The following is an 18,951-nucleotide window of genomic DNA, read 5'->3' on the forward strand; positions in this document are numbered from 1 at the left end:
GGGTGCTACTCCTCCCCGCCGGACGTGCCGCCCTCGTCCGAGCCGCTCCCGTGCCCGCCCTGGCCCATCGGCGGCATGCTGAAGGCCTGGTTGAGCGCCCCGCCGGGGTCGGTGGCCATGTTCTTGATGCCCTGAAGCCCGGTCTCCGCCCCCGACGTCGCGGCCGAGCCGACCGCGGAGAGCGAGAATCCGGACTGGACCCCCATGGCGTCCCCGACCAGCTGGGTCGCGATGTTCTCGGCCGCGCCCTTGGCCGCGTCGAACAGCGGCCCGAGCAGCACCTGCTCGACGTATCCCACGACCTGGTTCTTGGCCTGCTGCACGATCTCGTCCAGGATCCCGTCGGTGGCCGCGACCTCTTCCGGGATCGCCGCCTCCGCCGCCCCGAAGGTCACCGCCGCCGCGGCCTGGTCGGCCAGCAGTTCCGCGGCCAGCACGCCGATCTGCACGATGCAGGCCGTCTTCATCCCGACGATCACGTCCGCGCCCACCTCGAGCGCCTCGGCCAGCAGGTCGAGCCCCTTGATCACGTCGGGCAGGTGCTTGCCCGAGAGCATCTTCCAGAACACCCCGAACTCCCGCATCGCCTCCGAGGAGTTGTTCTCCAGCATCGACGAGATCTGCGAGGCCGTCCCGCCGTGCTTGTCGTTGAGCTCCCCGGCCAGCGTCCGCAGCTTGGACGCCCCGTCCCGCATCTGGTCCTCGTCGATGTTCGGCCAGTTGAACCCGAGCATGTTGAGCACCCAGGCCAACTCCGACGGAAGCACGATCGACATCTACCCCGCCCCCGATGCAGGTAAGTATGTAGTCTGTTTCCGAGCGTAGCGGAGCGTATGGCTAGAGGCGACATCACCGTGAACTGATTTACTGCGCGGCCGGGGGGAACGGCCGCTGGGGGAGGGTGTGTGATGACGGCGCAGGATCTACCGGAGCCGGGCAGGCCGGTGCTCGAGCGGTTCGCGGCGAAGCCGGTGGCCGTGGTGGTTCTCGTGCAGGCGGCGGTGCTGAGCGCCTTGTCGGGCCGCTACGGGTTCCATCGCGACGAACTGTACTTTCTGGCCGCCGGGAAGCGGCTCGCGTGGGGCTATGTGGATCAGCCCCCGTTGACGCCGCTGATCGCGCGGGCCTCGACAGCCGTGTTCGGTCAGAGCCCTGCCGGGCTGCGGGTGGCCGCCACCGTGTGCGGTGCGGTAGCCGTGCTCGTCGCGGCGCTGATCGCTCGTGAACTGGGCGGGAACGGTGCGGCGCAGACGTTCACCGGGGCCTGCACCGCGTTGTCAGGGTTCATCCTCGGGGTGACGCACATGTTCGCCACCCCCACGCTCGACCTGGTGGCCTGGCTGGTCCTGGCGTGGCTGGTGCTGCGCATGCTGCGCACCGGCGAGAGACGCTGGTGGATCGCGATCGGCGCCGTGTTCGCGCTCGGCATGTACAACAAGTGGCTGGTGCCCCTGCTGGCGGTCGCGCTCGTGGCCGCAGTGCTCGCGGTGGGGCCGCGGCGCATGCTGGCGGGCTGGTGGCCGGTACTCGGCGTGGGGCTCGCGGTCGTGATGGCGCTGCCCATGCTGGTGTGGCAGGCGCGCAACGGCTGGCCGCTGCTGACTGTGGCCGGCGGGATCAGCGCCAAGGACGGCGCGAGCAACCGCGTCCAGTTCGTCCCCGATCAGCTCCTGTACATCTCGCCTGTGCTGGTCCCCACGATGATCGCCGGCGGTCTGCGCCTGTGGCGGGACCCGGACGTGCGCTGGGCGCGTGCGTTCCCGCTGGCCTATCTGATGCTGTGCGTAGAACTGCTGGCCTCAGGCGGAAAGCCCTACTATCCAATCCCGATGCTGCTCGTGTTCGTGGCCGCGGGTGCGCCGGCCACGCTGCGGACGGTGCAGCGGGCGGGTGCGGCAACGCGCACCGCCGTGTACGCGGCATTCGCCATCGGCGCGGTGATCTCGCTGCTCGCGGGGCTGCCGATCGTGCCCGCGAGCGCGCTCAACGGTCCGATCCTCGCGCTGAACAAGGAGCAGGGCGAGCAAGTCGGGTGGCCGAACCTCACTGCGACGGTCGCGCAGGTGTGGCAGCAGATACCGCCGGGGGAGCGAGCCAAGGCCGTGATCCTGGCTGAGAACTACGGGGAAGCCGGCGCCGTCGAGTTCTACGGCGACCGCTACGGTCTGCCCCAGCCGTACTCTGGGCACATGTCGTACTACTCGTGGGGCCCCCGTCCGACGCGATGACCGGCCCGGTCGTCCTCATCCGCGAGAAGACGGACCCTGCGAACACCTACCTTCTCGACGACTTCACCGGCTGCACCGTCCTCGCGCACCAAGACAACGGCTACGGGCTCGACAACGAGGAGGCGGCAACGCAGATCTGGCTCTGCGCGGCCCCGGCCAAGCCCTGGTCGGTGCTGTGGCCGACGCTGCGGCACTACTACTAGCGCGAATTGGTGATCGGCTGGGTGTTGGTGGGGCGTGGTGGTGTGTCGAGTCGGGTGGTCGTCGGAGTGCGGGCGGCCGCTTCGCGTCGCCCGGTTCGTCTGACCACCCACCCACCCGTTGCGTTGGCGGGGCGGGCTGGGGTTTCAAGATCGAAAAGCGCCGCTGGCAGGCCTTCCCTCGGAGAGATTGCCGGGGTCGTGTGGGTGCTGGCGTTGGTGGGGCGGGTTGGGGTTCGGGGTGGTCGGGTGTCGGGTGTGGGTTCTCTCCTCGGTCGGTCCCCGGAGGCAATCAGGGACCTGCCGGGAGGTCAAGCGGCGGTGGTTTGCGCTGATGAATCATGCATGGCGCCGCTTGACCTCCCGGCAGGTCCCTGATCGGGCTTCGCCTGCCCGACCGAGGAGAGAACCCACCCCCTGGGGGATCGGTGCGAGCTGCGCTCGGGCCGGGTCCCGGCCGGTGGCCCGGTCGCGTTCGATGCGGAAGGATTCTGCATCACCTGATCCGATCATCCCGATGCTTGATCCGTGCGATGGGGTCGGTGCTCGGGTCGCGCTTGATGCTGGATCGTGCATCGCCGTCATGCTGTCGACCCCGGTCCCGTACCTCGCTGCAGAATCCCGCGGGCCGGCCACGTTCAATGCGGAAGGATCCTGCATCGGTCTGATCCGGGCATCCGGAACCTTGATCCGTGTGAAGGCGTCGGTGCTCGGGTCGTGTGGCTCGGTCGCACGTCGAGGGGAAATCCTGCACCGCTTTCGGCCACACCCCTGACGTCATCTGCCCAGCCATCCCGTCCACCACCCTCCCGTCACAAGCTCCGACCCTCGTACTCTTCCATGCTAGCCGCCACTACCGACAAAAGCTGTGAATCAGGCTTTCACTCGATAAGCAAAAATTCTATAGATTTCCGGGCACTCGGGCGAGCTCCCCGGCGTTGAAGGAGTAGAGGAGAAGGCAGCGGCCCAGAACGGTGATGCAGGATTCTTCCGGATCGGGCGCGGCCGGGCCACGGTCGGGACTCGGCCCGAGCGCAGCTCGCACCGATCCCTCAGGGGGTGGGTTCTCTCCTCGGTCGGGCAGGCGAAGCCCGGTCAGGGTTCTGCCGGGAGGTCAAGCGGCGCGATGCAAGATCTAGCATGAGCGCAAATCTCCGCCGCTTGACCTCCCGGCAGGTTCCTGATTGCCTCCGGGGACCGGCCGAGGAGAGAACCCACCCCCGGTACCCGACCACCCCGAACCCCAGCCCGCCCCGCCAACGCCAGCACCCCACAGGCCCCGGCATCTCTCCGAGGAAGGGCCTGCCAGCGGCGATTTTCGTCTTGAAACTGCAGCCCGCCCCGTCAACGCAAAGGGTGGGCGTGGACAGACGAACCAGGCGACGCGAAGCGGCCGCGCCCACCACGACGACCACCCCGACCCGACAGGCCACCACACCCCACGAGCACTTAGCCGATCATCAGCTCGCAGTAAGGACTGGAATCAGAATGAGGTCTTCACGGCGCAGCCGAAGCTGACGATGGCTCCGCGGATACGGCACGGACTCCCAGCGGATGCACGGGCGCCACAACCACTGAGGGGCCCGCTGATGTGGTTCCGGCGGTGATCTTATTGCGCTGAACGCGCTCGCGGCCGAGGATGTCAGGCACAGATCTGTGAGTGGCTTGAAAGGCTTGATGCGCGCTGGTCAGCTGGCGCTGGGAGGGCGGCAGAATGCAGGGCGGCGCTTTTGACGAGCTACTTCGACTCGTGTCTCCGGAGTTCGGGCGTGATGAGTTGATCGACTGGCCGAGCGTGGAGGCCGCGTGGGGTGTCGGCTTTCCCCGCGATTACAAGCGGTTCCTCAGGCACTATGGCGTGGGGTCGTTCAATGACTCGCTGCATGTCTTCGCGCCAGCGGGCCCGGATCGGGCCGCGGTGGCCGCTGCGACCGAGGGCCTGGCTGGTGGACTCGCGTGGCTTCGCGAGCACAGTCGGGGAGGCAGTGGCACGCCGCCCTATCCCGCATATCCCGCACGGCCTGGCCTTATCCGATGGGGCACGAGCATCGCCGGGGATGACGCATTCTGGCTTGTTGACGTGGCCGATCCCGACGCATGGCCGATCGTGATCTGGGACCGCGGGATGACCGAGTGGATCACACGTCCGCCCGGCATGACCGAGCTCCTACTCCAGGTCCTGACGGCCCCCGTCGACGACCAGGCGATGTCCATGATCGGCTCGGCGCCGGGTCGCCCGGTGCGGTTCGTCAACGAACAGATCGTCAACACCCTCCAGGATCCCTGGCCGGACCTCTTGGACTGATGGCGCTCGCGGTAAGGCGGACTGGCTTCGGCTCATCCTCTACATGATCCGAGCCGACGAGCAGCGCGAGAACTGGCATCAGAGCGAGGTCTTCAGGCGCCGCCAGCAGATGATGGCGCAGCCGAGGGCGATGAAGGCCTGGTGGATGTCGTCGTAGGGTCGGACCGGGGCGCGGCGCTGGTGTTCCCACCAGCCCGTTTCCCCGGCCCGCCCTCCGAACCGGACGTGCCCGTCACCGAGCATCCGGCTCTCCACAAGCCCCGTTGGGCGGGATGTCTTCCCTTATGCACCTCTGGGCCAGGGAGCGGGGATCTTGGTTCCCCGGTAGAGGTAGCGTCTGGTGCCTACCTTCGCCGGGTTGAACAAGACCACCTCTCCGTCGGCGGGCCACCAGCCGTCGTTCGTGAAGCGGCGGCGCAGTTCCTTCCAGGTGGTCTTCGGGTGTTTGCGTCGCAGCCATCCGCAGACCCGGCGCCACAGGTAGGCCCTCACGTAGGCGAAGGTCTTGCTGGAGCAGCCGTACCGGAAGTAGGCGGTCCAGCCACGCAGCATCGAGTTGAGCTGACGCAGCAGGGCTTCCAGTGGCAGGTTCTTGCCCTGCCGGCACAGTGCCTTGATCTTGGCCGTAACGGCGGCCAGCGCCTTCTTGGCCGGATAGACGTAGACGTAGTGCCGGGTCGTGCCTCGCTTGCGGTGACGTTGGATGCGCCACCCGAGAAAGTCGAGGCCCTGGTTGATGTGGGTAATCAAGGTCTTCTCCGGCGACAGGCGCAGGCCCATCGTGGACAGGACCTCCTCCGCTTCCGCCATCAGGGCCTGGGCGTGGTTCCGGTTCCCCGACACCGCCAGTACCCAGTCATCGGCATACCTGACCAGGCGGCAGTTCGGGAGACCATGGCGGCGCCGTTTGGCCAGCGCGCTTCTATCGAGCCGGTACTCGGCGAAGTGTTCATCGAGGACCGACAGCGCCACATTGGCGATCACGGGGGAGAGAATCCCACCTTGCGGGGTACCGGACCTGGTTACCGCGAGCGTGCCGTCCTCGGTGAGGATGCCCGCCTTGAGGAACGCCTTGACCAGGGCCAGGACCCGTTTGTCTCCGATTCGTTTGCGAATGCGTCCCATCAGGGCCGAATGCGAGATCTCGTCGAAGCACGCCTTGATGTCCCCCTCCACAACCCATTCATAAGAGCGGGAGGTGAAGTAGTGCACCTCGGCCACGGCGTCATGGGCCCGGCGTTTGGGGCGGAACCCGTAGGAACACGGGAGGAAATCCGCCTCGAACACAGGCTCCAGAACCAGCTTGAGAGCGCCTTGGACCACCCGGTCGCGCAGGGCCGGGATCCCGAGGCGACGACGCTTGGTCGTCCCCGGTTTCGGGATCATCCGTTCCCGCACGGGGACCGGGTGGAAACTGCGGTCCTTCACCTCGGCCCGCAGCCGGTCGAGGAACGCCTCGACCCCTTGCACGGCCTCGATGTAGAAGGCTGTCACACCATCTACCCCGGCCGTGCGCGCTCCCTTATTGCCCCGCACGCGAGCCCAGGCCACCAGCAGGAAGCCCGGGTCACACACCAGGTTGTACAGATCATCGAACCGGCGATCGGGATCGTCGGTCGCCCAACGGTGCAGCTTGGTCTGGATCTCCTGTACCCGGCGCTCCGCCCGAAACACGGCTTCGTCCAGTTCATCGGTATTCACCAACGGCCTCCAGGCATTCCAGTGTCCTTACTGCTGACTTGCTGGCCCCCTTCGCCATGTACGGAGCTTTCCTCCGCTCGGACTACTACGAGGCCTCCGTCCCACCTGCGGCCGTCAGCCGACGACGGGCCCGCCCCCGACCGGACTGGCTGCCCGGACGGTAGGGCGACCGCAGACGGTTCCCACGTTCGCTGTGTGCCGATCGACGAGTGAGGTGCCCAGCTGAGCCCCGGCAGCATCGCCACGGTTACGCCGCAGACCTTCACCGTGGCCTCCCCACCGGCATCCGCTGTCCGGCTTCGGAGTTGGCCACCCGACCACACGGCGGCCACGCCACTGCAAACCCGGCCCATATCCACCAGGTTGGAGCCGGTACTGGGCTTACGGGGCATTAACACTGGTTCCTCTCGTACACCTTCTCGTCTCGCTTGCCGGACCCGCACCGTCTGGCAGTACCAATGCGTCCCGTCGTTGTCAGGGCTGCTTCCCGCCCTCCCCAGCGTCTCCCGGGTCAGACTGCCCTCAGCTTCAACCCGAATGCTGCGACAATCGGGCGGCGGGGTCCTTTCACCCCCGCTCGGTTAAACACACAGCGCCTCGTGGCGCACGCGGATCTCCCAGCGGATGCGCAGGCGACGGAACCAGTGCAGGAGTGCAATCGCGCCTTCGACGACCCAGCGGTGAACCCCGAGGCCGGAGCCATGCGCGGTTCCACGTCGGGCGATGTGCGGGGTGATTTCCAAACGCCGGACCTGGTCACGGTACTTCTCGTGGTCATAGCCGCGATCCGCGTAGAGGTGCTTCGGGCGGCGCAGCGGCTGCCCCCGTTTGCCCCGGATCCGCGGGACGGCATGAATCAGCGGGAGCAGTTGGGTCACGTCGTTACGGTTGCCGCCCGTGAGGGTCACGGCCAGCGGGATGCCGTGGGCCTCGACGATCAGGTGGTGCTTGCTGCCGGTCTTGCCCCGATCCACCGGCGACGGGCCGGTAGCCGCACCACCTTTCATCGCCCGCAGATGGCTGGAGTCGACTGACGCTCGGGAGAGATCAAGCATGCCGGCGGCCCGCAGCTCGGAAAGCAGCAACTCGTGCAGACACTGCCATACCCCGGCATCGTTCCACTCCCGCAGCCGCCGCCAACAGGTCATCCCGGAGCCGAAGTCAAGCTCTTTCGGAAGGTAGCGCCAGGGGATGCCGGTATAGAGGACGAACAAGATGCCGCACAGCACCCGGCGGTCATCGAGCCGCCGGCGCCCCGGAAACCGGAAACGCCGCTCGACCACCGGCAACAACGGCCCCACACGCTCCCACAGGCCATCGTCGATCTCCCACGGCTTGCGCCCGCCACGAGTCTCGGCCGCAACCACCCCCTCCGGGCCGGATCAACACGCGCTGACGCGCCGTCATTCCCGAGTCTGGGGACCTCATTCTGATTCCACTCCTAAGGCGGCACTACTACTGAGATCGCAGGACTCGCGGTTCAGCGGGCCGGGCGTGGCGTGTCGCGGGTGAGCGCGCGGCGTGAGGCGGAGACGATGCCGATCATGGCGAGGCCGGTGCAGGCGAGGGCGAGGCGGGCGCCAGCCTCGTCGGCGAGGGTGCCGACCGTGGGGCCGGTGAGGGGCGAGGCGCCGGGCAACGCCATGGTCCAGGCGCCCATCACGCGGCCGCGCATGGCCGGTGCGGCGCGCAGCTGGACGAACGTGTTGGCGCGGGCGATCATCCAGATCGAGCTGAAGCCGACGGTGGCCATGCCGAGGTAGAGCGTGACGGGGTCCGGGGCGCAGGCGGTCGCGACGGTGCAGACGCCGGTGAGTGCGCTCAGCAGCGCGACCTGACGGCCGGTGGGCTCGTCCCCGCGCGCGGCGAGCAGGGCGCCGGGCAGGGCGCCGACTCCGAAGACCGACAGCAGCGCACCGTAGCCGCCGGCGCCGAGGTGGAAGACGCGGTCGGCGAACAGCGGGAAGAGCACGCTGGAGTTGAACAGGACCCCGCTGGCTGCGGCGATCAGCAGGCAGGAGCGGATCGACGGCACTGACCAGGCGTAGCGCAGACCGGCTCGCGCGGCGCCGCGGCTGCGCGCGCGGCCGGGCTCGGTGGCCTTCGCGGCGCTCGCCACGGCTGGCTTCTGCACCAGCAGGACTGCCAGGGGTGCGAGATACGAGGCCGCGTTGACCAGGATGCACGCGCCCGGTCCGAGGAACGCCAGGATGACGCCGCCGAGCGCGGGGCCGAGCACGCGCGAGGTGTTGAGGATGACCTCGTAGAGGCTGACGGCGCTGGTGAGCCTCTCTCGCCCGACGAGGTCGAGCACGTATATCTGCCGGGCCGGGCCGTCGAGCGCGTTGACCAGGCCGTTGGCCGCCGCGATGGCCAGGATCGACCAGTAGCCGAGCGCGTGCGCCGCCAGCAGCAGGTACATCAGGAGGCTGAAGACGATGAGCAGGCTCTGCGTTCCGATGAGGGCTCTGCGACGGTCTATCCGGTCCAGGAGCGCGCCGCACCACGCGCCGCACAACAGGCTCGGCAGCATGACCGCCGCCGAGAGGGTGCTGAGGGCGATCGCGCTGCCGGTCGTCTGCAGCACGATCCAGGACGTGGCCACCGACTGCGTCATCCCGCCGGAAGCCGAGGTGATCTGGCTCAGGAACCACCAGCGGTACGGCCGGAAGGCGAGCGCGCCGAACGGCGAACCTCCGCGGGGCCCGGCCACGGGCTGATCGATGGTTGCGGTCGGCGACCCGGGCATCTATTCTCCTGATATCAGCGAAATGCAGCGCCCCGGCAGGCGCCCTAGCTGGAGCATAGGGCAGGAATTCTGCTGAGGCAGTGCGGAAATCCGCCGCACTAGATTTAGCGGAATCATGAGAAGTGGAGGCGCGCGTGGACGCGTCGGAAAGGGTCCTGCGCGCGGTCGAGGCGAGTGACGGGATGACCCGCGCCGAACTCGCGGCGCTGCTAGAACTGCCGCTGGGCACCGTGACCACGGCCGCGACGGCGTTGCTGCGGGCGGGCGCGGTGGCCGAGCGCACCGCGCAACCCGATCCCGGATCGGCGACACGCCTCGGCCGCCGGGCCACGCTGCTGCTCCCGACCGGTCCGCGACGCGCCCTCGGCATCGTCATCTGGACGCACGGGCGCCTGCACACAGCGATCGCGACCTACGGCGGCACCATCCTCGCCCGCGACGACATCAAGGCCAGCGCGGATACGTCGAATCCCGCACTGCTCGAGCCGGCCTGGCGGTTCCTCAGCGGCTCGCACGGGCCGGTGGACCAGATCGTCCTCGGTGTCCCGGCCCCGTTCCAGCGGGGTGTCGGCCTGCCACCCGGTCGGCTGGCGATCCCCGGACCGGCTCAAGCCGGCGCCGGTGCGGACTCCGCGACCGGTGAGGGCAAGCCCTACCGGGGCTACGCGCCATGGTTGAAGACCGACCCGGCCGCCGCCCTCTCCGACCGCTTCGGCATCCCCGTGATCATCGAGAACGACGCGAACCTCGGCGCCCTCGGCGAGGCCCACGCCGGCGCGGGACGCGGCAGCCGGACCCAGTTGTATCTGAAGCTCGGCGAGCGCAGCGTCGGCGCGGGTCTGGTGCTGGACGGCCAGGTGTACCGGGGGGTCTCCGGGTTCGCCGGCGAGGTCGCGCATATCCACATCGAGGACGACGGGCCGCTGTGCCCCTGCGGAGCCCGCGGATGCCTGGCCGCGCGAGCCCGCAAGCCCCTGCTGGAGCTGATGGAAGAGGCCTACGACAGGCCCCTGAGTTTCAGTGAGGTGCTGCGGATGGCAGACGCCGACGAGCCGGCGCCGGCCCGTGTCCTGCGCGAGGTCGGCCGGATTCTGGGACGCCCGCTGGCGGACGTGTGCACCTTCCTCAACCCCGGCCTACTGATCCTCGACGGCGCCCTCGGCGGCGCGGGACGGCACGTGCTGGCCGGGCTGACCGAGCAGATCGAACGCTATTGCGCTCCGGCCGTCGCCGCCGCACTCCAACTCGTCCCCGGCGCCCTCGGCCCCGACGCCGACATCCGCGGCGCCGTGCATCTCGCGCGTATCGAGGCCCTGGCCGCTACTCGGAGCTGAGTTGATCGCCAGGGCCGACTCCACACCACGCTCTGTCAGGAGCTCTTCGCCTGCGCGGCCGCCCGCTGCGAAGCGCGCCAAGCCTCCTCGGCACGTTGCATGCGATCGAACATCGCCGCACGGTCCTCGTCGCCGATGGCCGACAGGTTCAGCCGGAACACGTCCTCCGCGACCTTGAACCACTCCTCGGCGGACGTCAGGATGCGGGTTGTACGCCCGCTTGCATCGTCACGGTGCAACTCGTCGTTGAGGATGAAGTCGGTCCCGAGTGCGTCGCGGCGGAAGAGCTCGCAGGTCTGGACGAACGGGGACTGCGGCGACGCCGAGAGATCAGCGTGATACTCGCTGAAGTCCTCCCAGACGGCCGGCGCGAGCGTGAAGTCCATGCTGTGGAAGGTCTTCTGCACCGGGTCGGTGAAGAACCGCCAGACGTCAGGCCCGATCTCCGGCAGCGCCTGCAACCGAAAGGTGAAGGGGCCCTGGACGTGGACGCCCTCCCGTAGCGGGATCGGCTCGTGGTGCGAGTTGGCCAGGCCGACGTCGATCGACCACCGTTCGCCGTCGATCACGACGGTGAGCGCCATGTGCGTGCCGTACTCGTCGGGGGTCTTCGCGCGCTCGACGCTGCCGTTGATCTGCCCGCGGTGGAGCGTGACGTCATAGCCGAGCGCGGTCAGCAGCGAGGCGAAGGCATTGTTGAGGTTGAAGCAGTAGCCGCCTCGGCCCGCGAGGATGCGGGTTATGGATTCCTCCGGGCTGATGCCCTGAGGGCGTTCGAGCTGGATGTCGATGTTCTCGAAGGCGATGCGCTCGACGTGCGCGCGGTGCAGCCTGTGCAGGGTCTCGAGCGTCGGCGCCCCGAGGGATTCCGCGGCGTCGAAGCCGAGCTTGGTCAGATAGGGCGCGACCCACGCGGGGTGGCTGGACGTCTCCGGGATCATGGTCCCGAACACTAGCGCCTCCGAGTGCCCGCAACCCAGGGGATTTCGGGTTGGTGTTTTCTCGTCGGATGTCCTTCTCGCTTCTCGGCGTACGCGAGTCCGCCGAGTAAGGAAGGTTACCTTTCAGGTGATGGGCCGGACTGTAATCCCGCCCTCGGGCAGCGTCAAGGCATCCGGGATAAGGCCACCCTGCGCAACGGCGTCATCAGAGTTCAGCGACTGAAATCGAATTCATATATATGAACTCTTGCCAACCTGCGGAACACATGCCAGCATGAGTGCCGCACTCCGACCGTCTACGCGAGCGGCCGGAATCACTTGCGCCGCCTGAGGCGCGCATCTCCCTTGACCTGTGACTCGGTGGCCGCGACCCCACGGCGGCCGCGCCGCGGCGCGAAGCTCGCGCATCGCGGCGACACCCGGCACGCCCGCCGCCGCCCGGAGTGACGGCGTCGCCGGCGACTCGGCTTTCCCACGGCCGCCGCGCAGGTCGGATCGCCCCTGAGCCATCAGGGTTCGTTCCAACCGTCCAGAAACCCACCGGACCCCCCGTAAAGGATCTTCCACGATGGATGCAGCCCATCCCGACGACCCGGCCGGCACCTCCGCCGGCCCGCGGCTCCGCCGCACTCCGCTCGCGGCGCTCGCCGTCGGCACCCTGGCCGCCGCCGCACTCAACGCCTCGTGGGCCGCAAGCGCCCAGGCGAGCGCGCCCGCACCCACCGCCGTCACCGCCGCCGCGACGACCAGCGGACCGATCACCGGCTACGAAAGCCTGTGCCTGGACGACAAGTCGGCCGGCACCGCGAACAAGAACCCGGTCGACGTCTACACCTGCAACGGCACCGCCGCGCAGACGTGGACGCTGAGCGGCGGCAACGTGACGGTCTTCGGCAAGTGCCTCGGACCCACCGGCGGCGGCACCGCCAACGGGACCGTGGTCGACATCTACACCTGCAACGGCACGGCCGCGCAGCTCTGGCAGCCGCAGTCCAACGGCGAGCTGCTCAACACCAACTCCGGCAAGTGCCTGGACGACACCGGCTACGGCGGTTCCGGTACGCAGGCGCAGATCTGGACCTGCGGCGACACCGCCAACCAGCAGTGGGTCATGCCCACCGGCAGCGGCAGCGGTGGCGGCACGTCCGGGCTCGACCCGTCGGTCGCTCCCGGCGGCAACTTCGACCTGTCCCTCTGGGAGCTGCAGCTGCCCACCGGCTCGGCCGGCGACCCCACCACGATCCTGCCGTCCCAGCTCGAAGGGGACAACGGGTTCCAGGACTCGTACTTCTACACCGGCACCGACGGCTCGATGACCTTCTGGGACCCGGAGAACGGCGTCACCACGCCCAACTCCAACTACTCCCGCTCCGAACTGCGCGAGATGACCGCCGGCGGAGCCGCGGCCAACTGGTTCGCCGCCGGCACCACCAACAAGCTCAGCGCCACCCTCAAGGCCACCACGGTGCCCGGCAGCGTGTGCGTCGGGCAGATCCACCTCGGCTCCGGCGGATCCACCAAGCCGTTGCTGGAGCTGTTCTACCACTCCAACGGCGAGATCGAGATCGGCATCGAGCAGACGCCGGCGGGCGGCAACGAAGTGGTCTACGACATCGCCAACGTGCCCCTCGGAACCCAGTGGAGCTACACGATCGGCCTGGCGGGCAGCACCATCAGCCTGTCGATCAACGGCGCGGCGGCCCGCACCTGGACCGCGTCGTCCACGTTCAACGGCTACGGCATGTACTTCAAGGCCGGCGACTACGACCAGACCTCGGGCAGCAGTTCGACGGTCGGCGCGCGGGTTGAGTTCTACGCGCTCGGCATCTCCCACAGCTGAGCTGGAGTCGGCCCTGGGCGAAGCGATCCCGCCCAGGGCCGACCGTCTGCGTGCTCGCGCGGCCGGGAAGGCGCCTCAGTCGTAGATGAGGTCGAACTCCTCCCACTGTCCGATCGCAGTCCGGTTCGCGATCAGCGCCGAGGCGCCCGCGTTCTCCGCCGTGACGTAGTCGCCGTCGGAGTGGGCGCGCAGGCTCACGCTGCCGTCGGAGTTGGTGATCAGGTCGAAGGCTTCCGCCGTGCCGATCGACGTGGCGTTCGCGATCACCGACGTGCTGCTGTTCGCCGCGTCGACGTACTCGCTGTTGGCGTGAGCGTGCAGGCTCACGCTGCCGTCCGCGTTGCCGACCAGATCAAAGGTCTCCCACGGGCCGATGGCGGTGCGGTTCGCGATCAGCGCGGATGCCCCGGCGTTCTCCGCGGTGACGTAGTCGTTGTTCGCGTGGGCCCGGAAGCTGACGGTGGCGGTGTCGCGGACGAGGTCGAACTCCTCCCACGGGCCGATCGCGGTGCGGTTCGCGATCAGCGGGGCAGCGCCGGCGTTCTCGGCGGTGACGTAGTCGTTGTCGGCATGGGCGCGGAAGCTGATGCTGCCGTCGGAGTTGTTGATCAGGTCGAAGGTCTCCGCTGTGCCGATCGACGTGGCGTTCGCAATCAGTGACGTGCCGCTGTTGGCTGCGTCGACGTAGCCGTTGCCGGAGTGGGCTCGCAGGCTCACGCTGCCGTCGGGGTTGGTGATCAGGTCGAAGGTCTCTGCCGTGCTGATCGAAGTGGCGTTCGCGATCACCGAGGTGCTGCTGTTGGCCGCGTCGACGTAGTCGCCGTTGGCGTGGGCTTTGAGGCTCACCACGGACTCGGTGGAAGGCACGAACGTGGTGTTGTGGGCGTAGCCGGCCGCGACGATGTCGGCCTGCACGGCGGTTTCGGTCGCGTCGGAGGGGTAGCCGGCGGTGACGGCGCCTTCGAAGAACTCTCCATCTCCCCAGATGCTGTTGTCGCCCCCGGTACCGAGCTCGATGGAGGGCTGCACCTTCATCGGGTTGTAGCCGTTGGGCAGGGCACCGGAGTAGCTCGTGTTCAGGCCGCCGGACTGGCCGTTGCCGTACTTCAGCGTGAAGTTGGTGGTGCCGTTGTTCTTCTCCCACGCGGTGACGAACGACCCCTTCTCGCTCGGGATCGAGGCGGGGTTGGCGCCGGTGTTGCTGAAGTACATGCCGTTCTCCAGGTCACCGCCGACCCAGGGCCCCGGTCCGGAGCAGTTCTGCGTCCAGCAGTCGGTGCCGTAGTAGATCGCGTTCATCGTGGCGTTGCCGTCGTCGCTGTTGTTCGCCTCGGCCGAGCCGAAGTCGAAACAGCAGCCGTTGCTGGTGAGGTTCGATGAGGTGAGCAGGTAGATGCCCTCGGGCTGTGAGCCGGTGGGGACGTTCTTCGCGTTGTCGATCCGGTAGCCCGTGCCCTGCGCGTCGAAGACCGCGCCGTAGGCCGGCTGGCCGCCGATCGTGACCGGCAGGGCGAGCGCGGGGGAGCCGATGTCCGCGCCGTTCGCGCCCGGCCCGCCGATGCCGCTCGAGCAGCCCGAGCACGAGGTGCCCGCGGAGATCGGCATGTTGTTGCCGTTAGAGGTCTGATCGTAGAGCTCTGTGATGGTGCACGCGGTTCCGGCGCAGAACGCATTCTCCGGCGCCACGTTCACGACCCCGCCGGCGGATGCGAGGCCGACATTCAGATAGGTGCTGTCCGAAGCGCGCTGGACCCGGTAAAGGGGACCGTTGTACGCGGTGAACATGGCTCGGGTGGTGCTGTACGCCGCTTCGCACGGCGTGCCGCCGGAGGCGTAGATGTCGCACGGCTGCGACGTCGCGGCGACGGCGGGCGCGGCGGTCCCGAACACGGCGACGGCGATCGCCACGGCCACGGTGAGCAGGAGCGCCACGAACGCCCGCAGCCGCCGCCTGCTCGCGGATATCCAGTGCACGAAGACTCCTTCGTCGAGATGCGCGGAAAGGAAGTGGCCACCGCGGCGCTACGCCGTGATGCAGCACACATACTCAGTCGGGGTTCCGTGCGAGTCAAGAGAAACATGGGAGGAATTCGACGAGCATCGAAGGCTGCTTTGCACAATATCGGCCGTGGCGAGGCGGAGTCCCCGCCTGGCGCGGCCGCTTCTGACTGATCTCGTCGGAACGTCGAGTGCGGAGCTCGGATGTTCCGGTTCCGCGGTGTGGCGCTCGAGGCCGGTCGAGCGCCCGTCGAGCCCGCCAGGCTCCTGAGGCGCACTGGACTTACATCGGATGTATTGACGAGCGGCCCTCGCCAATCTAACCTCCATCCCAGCTAAGCATCGAGGTCTGCCGAAGATCTCAATGGATTCATCGGGTCGTTCCACCGCGGGACCTGAGGTGGCGGCCCGGGCCACCCACGTCCCCTCACATCTGACACGTCGTCGGCAACCGGGCTGCGTCGCGTATGCGCTGGCGAGGGTTCTTCTCTACATAGAAAGGCTCTTGCACGCTATGTCGCAACGAACTCCGCTCCCGCGCCCTCTCGGCCGCGCGATCGGCAGAGCCGGCGCCTCGGCGCTGGCCGTCGCCGTCGCGGTCGCGGCGCTGCCGTTGGCCAGTGCGTCGGTGGCGCACGCCGCAGCGTCGACGACGCTCTACGCCTCCGCGTCGGCCAGTGCCGGCGCCGCGTGCACGCAGGCCGCGCCGTGCACGTTGACGGACGCGCAATCCGCGGTGCGCACGTACCTCGCCGCGAACCCGGGGGCCGACGTCACGGTTCAGCTCGGGGGCGGAACCTACCGGTTGTCGAGCACATGGGCGTTCACCGCGGCGGACTCCGGCAGTGCCGGGCACCCGGTGGTGTGGGAAGCCGCGCCCGGCGCGCATCCCGTGATCTCCGGCGCCAACCAGGTCACCGCGTGGACCCAGGTCGGCACGAGTGCTGTGTGGTCGGCGCACGTCCCATCCGGCAGCAACAGCCGCCAGCTCTACGTCAACGGCCAGGAAGTGCCGGTCGCGCAGGCCACGCCGAGCGCTCTGGGCATGTCCGGGGGCTGGTCCGGTTCGTCGACGGGGTACACGATCAGCAGCGACGCCGGCGCGATGAGCTGGTTCAAGTCGCTGACCGCCGCGCAGATCTCCGCGGTGGAGTTCGACTACCCGGGCGGTAACGGGAGTTGGACCGAGTCGCGCTGCCGGGTGGCGAGCTTCTCCGCAAGCGCCGGCACGCTGACCATGGATCAGCCGTGCTGGACCGACGCCACCAATCGGGCCGGCTACAGCCACGCCAGCGGCGGGCTGCCGTCGATGTCGACGAGCCAGATGCCCACGCTGATCGAGGACGCCCAGGCGCTGCTGCACCCGGGCCAGTGGTTCCTGGACACGGCCGGCAGCACGCTCTACTACGACCCGCCGTCCGGATCGATGAGCGGCCTGGACGTGGAGCTTCCGCACCTGGAGTCGCTGGTGACCGGCGGGGGAACCCTGGCCGCACCGCTGCACGACCTGACCTTCAGCGGCCTGCAGTTCTCCTACGCCACCTGGAACAGCCCGTCGACGACTGCCGGCTTCGCTGACGTGCAGAGCAACCTTCGCATCACCGGCGCGAACAACCAGGGCATGTGCAGCTTCTCCAGTCCTGCCGGTACCTGCCCCTGGGGCTCGCTCACCCAGCCGCTGGCGAACGTCGCCTTCAGCGCCGCGAACGACATCACCCTGAGCGGCAACCGGTTCGCGGAACTCGGCGGCGCCGGCCTGGGGTTCTCCTACGGCTCGGCCAATGCCCTGGTCGAGGACAACGAGTTCACTGACATCGCCTCCACTGGGATCCTGCTGGGCTGCACCTACGACCCGAACCCGCTCGATTCGTCCGAGGCCGCGGGCATCAAGGCGAACTGCACCACCAACCCGTCAGCCGTCGGCGGCGACTCGATCGGGGCGAACGAGATCCTGACCGGGGCCGTCGTCACGAACAACGTCATCCACAACGTCGGCACCGACTACACCTCGGCGTGCGGGATCACCCTGCTGTTCTCCCGGAACACGAAGATCACCCACAACGACCTGTACGACCTGCCGTACACCGCGATCACGGCCGGCGTCGTGGAGGGCCACGTCGACCAGTACGTCCAGGACCCGAGCAACCCGAGCAACCCCGAGCCGCCGTCCTCGCAGTACTCGACGAACATCAACGAGGACAACAGCATCAGCGACAACGTCATGCACGACTACCTGCTCAAGCGCTCGGACGGAGGCGCGATCTACGCCGAGGGCCACCAGGCCCAGTACGTCTACAACTCGGACGGCACGATCAACTCCTCGGCCACGCTCGCCCAGGGTCTGCAGGCCACCGGAAACGTCTCCTACGACGGTTCGACCCCGACCGCCACCTACTACGACGACGCCGGCTCGGAGTGGATCAACTGGCAGGGCGACGCGGCGTTCGCCACCGGCGGGGTCCAGTCGCAGGGCGGCTGCAACCCGACCGGCCACTTCTGGGTGACCGGCGACTACTTCTCCGGCTCGACCCAGGCCTACGGCTGCGGCTCGACCACGATCGACTCGAACGCCAGCGGCAACACCGCCATCGCCCAGAACCCCGGACCCGGCGTCATACCGAACAGCCTGCTCAGCGCGGCGGGATCGAACTCTTACGCGAGCTGGCCCGCATCCGCCATCACCCCGCAGATCTTCTACCGCGCGGCGAACAGCGCCGGGAGCCAGGCGTTCGTCGCGGGGGAGGGATTCACCAGCAGCACCCCGGTATACGTGAACGGCACCCAGGCGACCGGCGTGACCTACCTCTCCGGCGGCTTCCTGATCGTTCCGCTGCCCTCGGGAGCGTCGGCCTCCAGCATCACCGTCGGCACGCCGTCGACCACCACGAACCGCCTCAACGACACCGACTCGTCGATCGCTTACAGCGGCTTTTCCTACTCCTCGGGTCGCGGGTATGGCGATTATCAGAATGATGTGCATTACGCCACCGCGAACGGCTCGACAGCCACTCTGCAGTTCACCGGCACTGGCGTCGAGGTGTTCGGTGAGCAGTACACCGATCAGGGGAACATCGGGGTCAGCATCGACGGTGGCACCCAGGTCACCGTCAGCACCGTGCCGTCCGACGGCACCCGGCACGCCAATGTGGCGGTGTACACCAACACCAGCCTCGCCGCCGGCAGCCACACCATCACGGTGACGAAGCTGTCCGGGACATACAGCACTCTCGACGGTTTCGAGGTGCTCAACCCGACGCGGCTCAACGACACCGATTCATCGATCGCTTACAGTGGCTTCTCCTACTCCTCGGGTCGCGGGTATGGCGATTATCAGAATGATGTGCATTACGCCACCGCGAACGGCTCGACAGCCACTCTGCAGTTCACCGGCACCGGCGTCGAGGTGTTCGGTGAGCAGTACACCGATCAGGGGAACATCGGGGTCAGCATCGACGGTGGCACCCAGGTCACTGTCAGCACCGTGCCCTCCGATGGCACCCGGCACGCCAACGTGGCGGTGTACACCGTCACCGGGCTGGCATCCGGCGCGCACAGCATCACCGTGACGAAGCTGTCCGGCACGTACTCGACGCTCGACGGGTTCGGCATCATGAACTGATCAGCAGTCTGAGACAAGCGATCGGGGCATCGGCCA

At 68.1% G+C, this 18,951-nt stretch carries 13 protein-coding genes; 6 read left to right on the forward strand and 7 right to left on the reverse strand.

Annotated elements, in window-relative coordinates:
* Positions 1-5 precede the first annotated feature (5 nt).
* Complete coding sequence (locus ACTRO_RS01695) at positions 6-776, reverse strand: WXG100-like domain-containing protein (RefSeq protein ID WP_051450138.1); 771 nt, start codon at positions 774-776, stop codon at positions 6-8.
* Positions 777-908: 132 nt separating this feature from the next.
* On the opposite strand from ACTRO_RS01695, the gene ACTRO_RS01700 reads away from it, so the two are divergent.
* The 3 genes from ACTRO_RS01700 to ACTRO_RS46645 all read left to right on the forward strand — a co-directional run bounded on the left by ACTRO_RS01700 (position 909) and on the right by ACTRO_RS46645 (position 4,733).
* A complete protein-coding gene (locus ACTRO_RS01700) occupies positions 909-2,228 on the forward strand; it encodes a glycosyltransferase family 39 protein (protein ID WP_211244043.1) in 1,320 nt (439 codons plus the stop codon).
* The gene (locus ACTRO_RS48510; protein ID WP_211244044.1) at positions 2,204-2,431 is read left to right on the forward strand and encodes a hypothetical protein; all 228 of its coding nucleotides are present in this window, start codon (positions 2,204-2,206) and stop codon (positions 2,429-2,431) included. The genes ACTRO_RS01700 and ACTRO_RS48510 overlap by 25 nt, the downstream gene beginning before the upstream one ends.
* A 1,747-nt stretch (positions 2,432-4,178) precedes the next feature.
* Entirely contained in the window at positions 4,179-4,733 is a 555-nt protein-coding gene (locus tag ACTRO_RS46645; RefSeq protein ID WP_157435644.1) for an SMI1/KNR4 family protein, read from the forward strand.
* 78 nt (positions 4,734-4,811) lie between these two features.
* Here ACTRO_RS46645 and ACTRO_RS46650 read toward each other — a convergent pair whose 3' ends face one another.
* The 4 genes from ACTRO_RS46650 to ACTRO_RS01720 all read right to left on the reverse strand — a co-directional run bounded on the left by ACTRO_RS46650 (position 4,812) and on the right by ACTRO_RS01720 (position 9,183).
* Positions 4,812-4,976, reverse strand: a complete 165-nt coding sequence (locus tag ACTRO_RS46650) for a hypothetical protein (protein ID WP_157435645.1) — start codon at positions 4,974-4,976, stop codon at positions 4,812-4,814.
* A gap of 39 nt (positions 4,977-5,015) precedes the next feature.
* Positions 5,016-6,434: a group II intron reverse transcriptase/maturase gene (ltrA, locus tag ACTRO_RS01710; protein WP_034260700.1), complete on the reverse strand. Its 1,419-nt coding sequence runs from the start codon at positions 6,432-6,434 to the stop codon at positions 5,016-5,018.
* Between the two features lie 581 nt (positions 6,435-7,015).
* Complete coding sequence (locus ACTRO_RS01715) at positions 7,016-7,759, reverse strand: IS5 family transposase (RefSeq protein WP_034272561.1); 744 nt, start codon at positions 7,757-7,759, stop codon at positions 7,016-7,018.
* Positions 7,760-7,914: 155 nt separating this feature from the next.
* A complete protein-coding gene (locus ACTRO_RS01720) occupies positions 7,915-9,183 on the reverse strand; it encodes an MFS transporter (protein ID WP_051450140.1) in 1,269 nt (422 codons plus the stop codon).
* A gap of 134 nt (positions 9,184-9,317) precedes the next feature.
* Here ACTRO_RS01720 and ACTRO_RS42545 point away from each other — a divergent pair, with 134 nt between their 5' ends.
* Complete coding sequence (locus tag ACTRO_RS42545; protein ID WP_157435646.1) at positions 9,318-10,517, forward strand: ROK family protein; 1,200 nt, start codon at positions 9,318-9,320, stop codon at positions 10,515-10,517.
* Between the two features lie 35 nt (positions 10,518-10,552).
* Here the strand turns inward: ACTRO_RS42545 and ACTRO_RS01730 are convergent, their stop codons facing one another.
* Positions 10,553-11,458 (reverse strand): arylamine N-acetyltransferase family protein, encoded by a 906-nt coding sequence (locus ACTRO_RS01730; RefSeq protein ID WP_063628187.1) that lies wholly within the window; start codon positions 11,456-11,458, stop codon positions 10,553-10,555.
* A gap of 568 nt (positions 11,459-12,026) precedes the next feature.
* On the opposite strand from ACTRO_RS01730, the gene ACTRO_RS49370 reads away from it, so the two are divergent.
* Positions 12,027-13,298 carry a polysaccharide lyase family 7 protein gene (locus tag ACTRO_RS49370; protein WP_051450143.1) on the forward strand — a complete coding sequence of 424 codons (1,272 nt, stop codon included), beginning with the start codon at positions 12,027-12,029 and terminating at the stop codon, positions 13,296-13,298.
* A gap of 75 nt (positions 13,299-13,373) precedes the next feature.
* Here the strand turns inward: ACTRO_RS49370 and ACTRO_RS42555 are convergent, their stop codons facing one another.
* A complete protein-coding gene (locus ACTRO_RS42555) occupies positions 13,374-15,272 on the reverse strand; it encodes an arabinofuranosidase catalytic domain-containing protein (RefSeq protein WP_051450144.1) in 1,899 nt (632 codons plus the stop codon).
* Positions 15,273-15,810: 538 nt separating this feature from the next.
* Between ACTRO_RS42555 and ACTRO_RS01745 the strand changes: the two genes are divergently transcribed.
* Complete coding sequence (locus tag ACTRO_RS01745; protein ID WP_034260702.1) at positions 15,811-18,915, forward strand: hypothetical protein; 3,105 nt, start codon at positions 15,811-15,813, stop codon at positions 18,913-18,915.
* The last annotated feature ends 36 nt before the right edge of the window (positions 18,916-18,951 follow it).

The sequence above is a fragment of the Actinospica robiniae DSM 44927 genome (genome assembly GCF_000504285.1).
Lineage (GTDB): Bacteria > Actinomycetota > Actinomycetes > Streptomycetales > Catenulisporaceae > Actinospica > Actinospica robiniae.

Excerpts from the sequence above, each read along its gene's own strand:
- ACTRO_RS01695 (WP_051450138.1), bottom strand. The coding sequence starts at position 776 with ATGTCGATCGTGCTTCCGTCGGAGTTGGCCTGGGTGCTCAACATGCTC.
- ACTRO_RS01700 (WP_211244043.1), top strand. The coding sequence starts at position 909 with ATGACGGCGCAGGATCTACCGGAGCCGGGCAGGCCGGTGCTCGAGCGG.
- ACTRO_RS46650 (WP_157435645.1), bottom strand. The coding sequence starts at position 4,976 with ATGCTCGGTGACGGGCACGTCCGGTTCGGAGGGCGGGCCGGGGAAACG.
- ACTRO_RS01720 (WP_051450140.1), bottom strand. The coding sequence starts at position 9,183 with ATGCCCGGGTCGCCGACCGCAACCATCGATCAGCCCGTGGCCGGGCCC.
- ACTRO_RS01730 (WP_063628187.1), bottom strand. The coding sequence starts at position 11,458 with ATGATCCCGGAGACGTCCAGCCACCCCGCGTGGGTCGCGCCCTATCTG.
- ACTRO_RS49370 (WP_051450143.1), top strand. The coding sequence starts at position 12,027 with ATGGATGCAGCCCATCCCGACGACCCGGCCGGCACCTCCGCCGGCCCG.
- ACTRO_RS01745 (WP_034260702.1), top strand. The coding sequence starts at position 15,811 with ATGTCGCAACGAACTCCGCTCCCGCGCCCTCTCGGCCGCGCGATCGGC.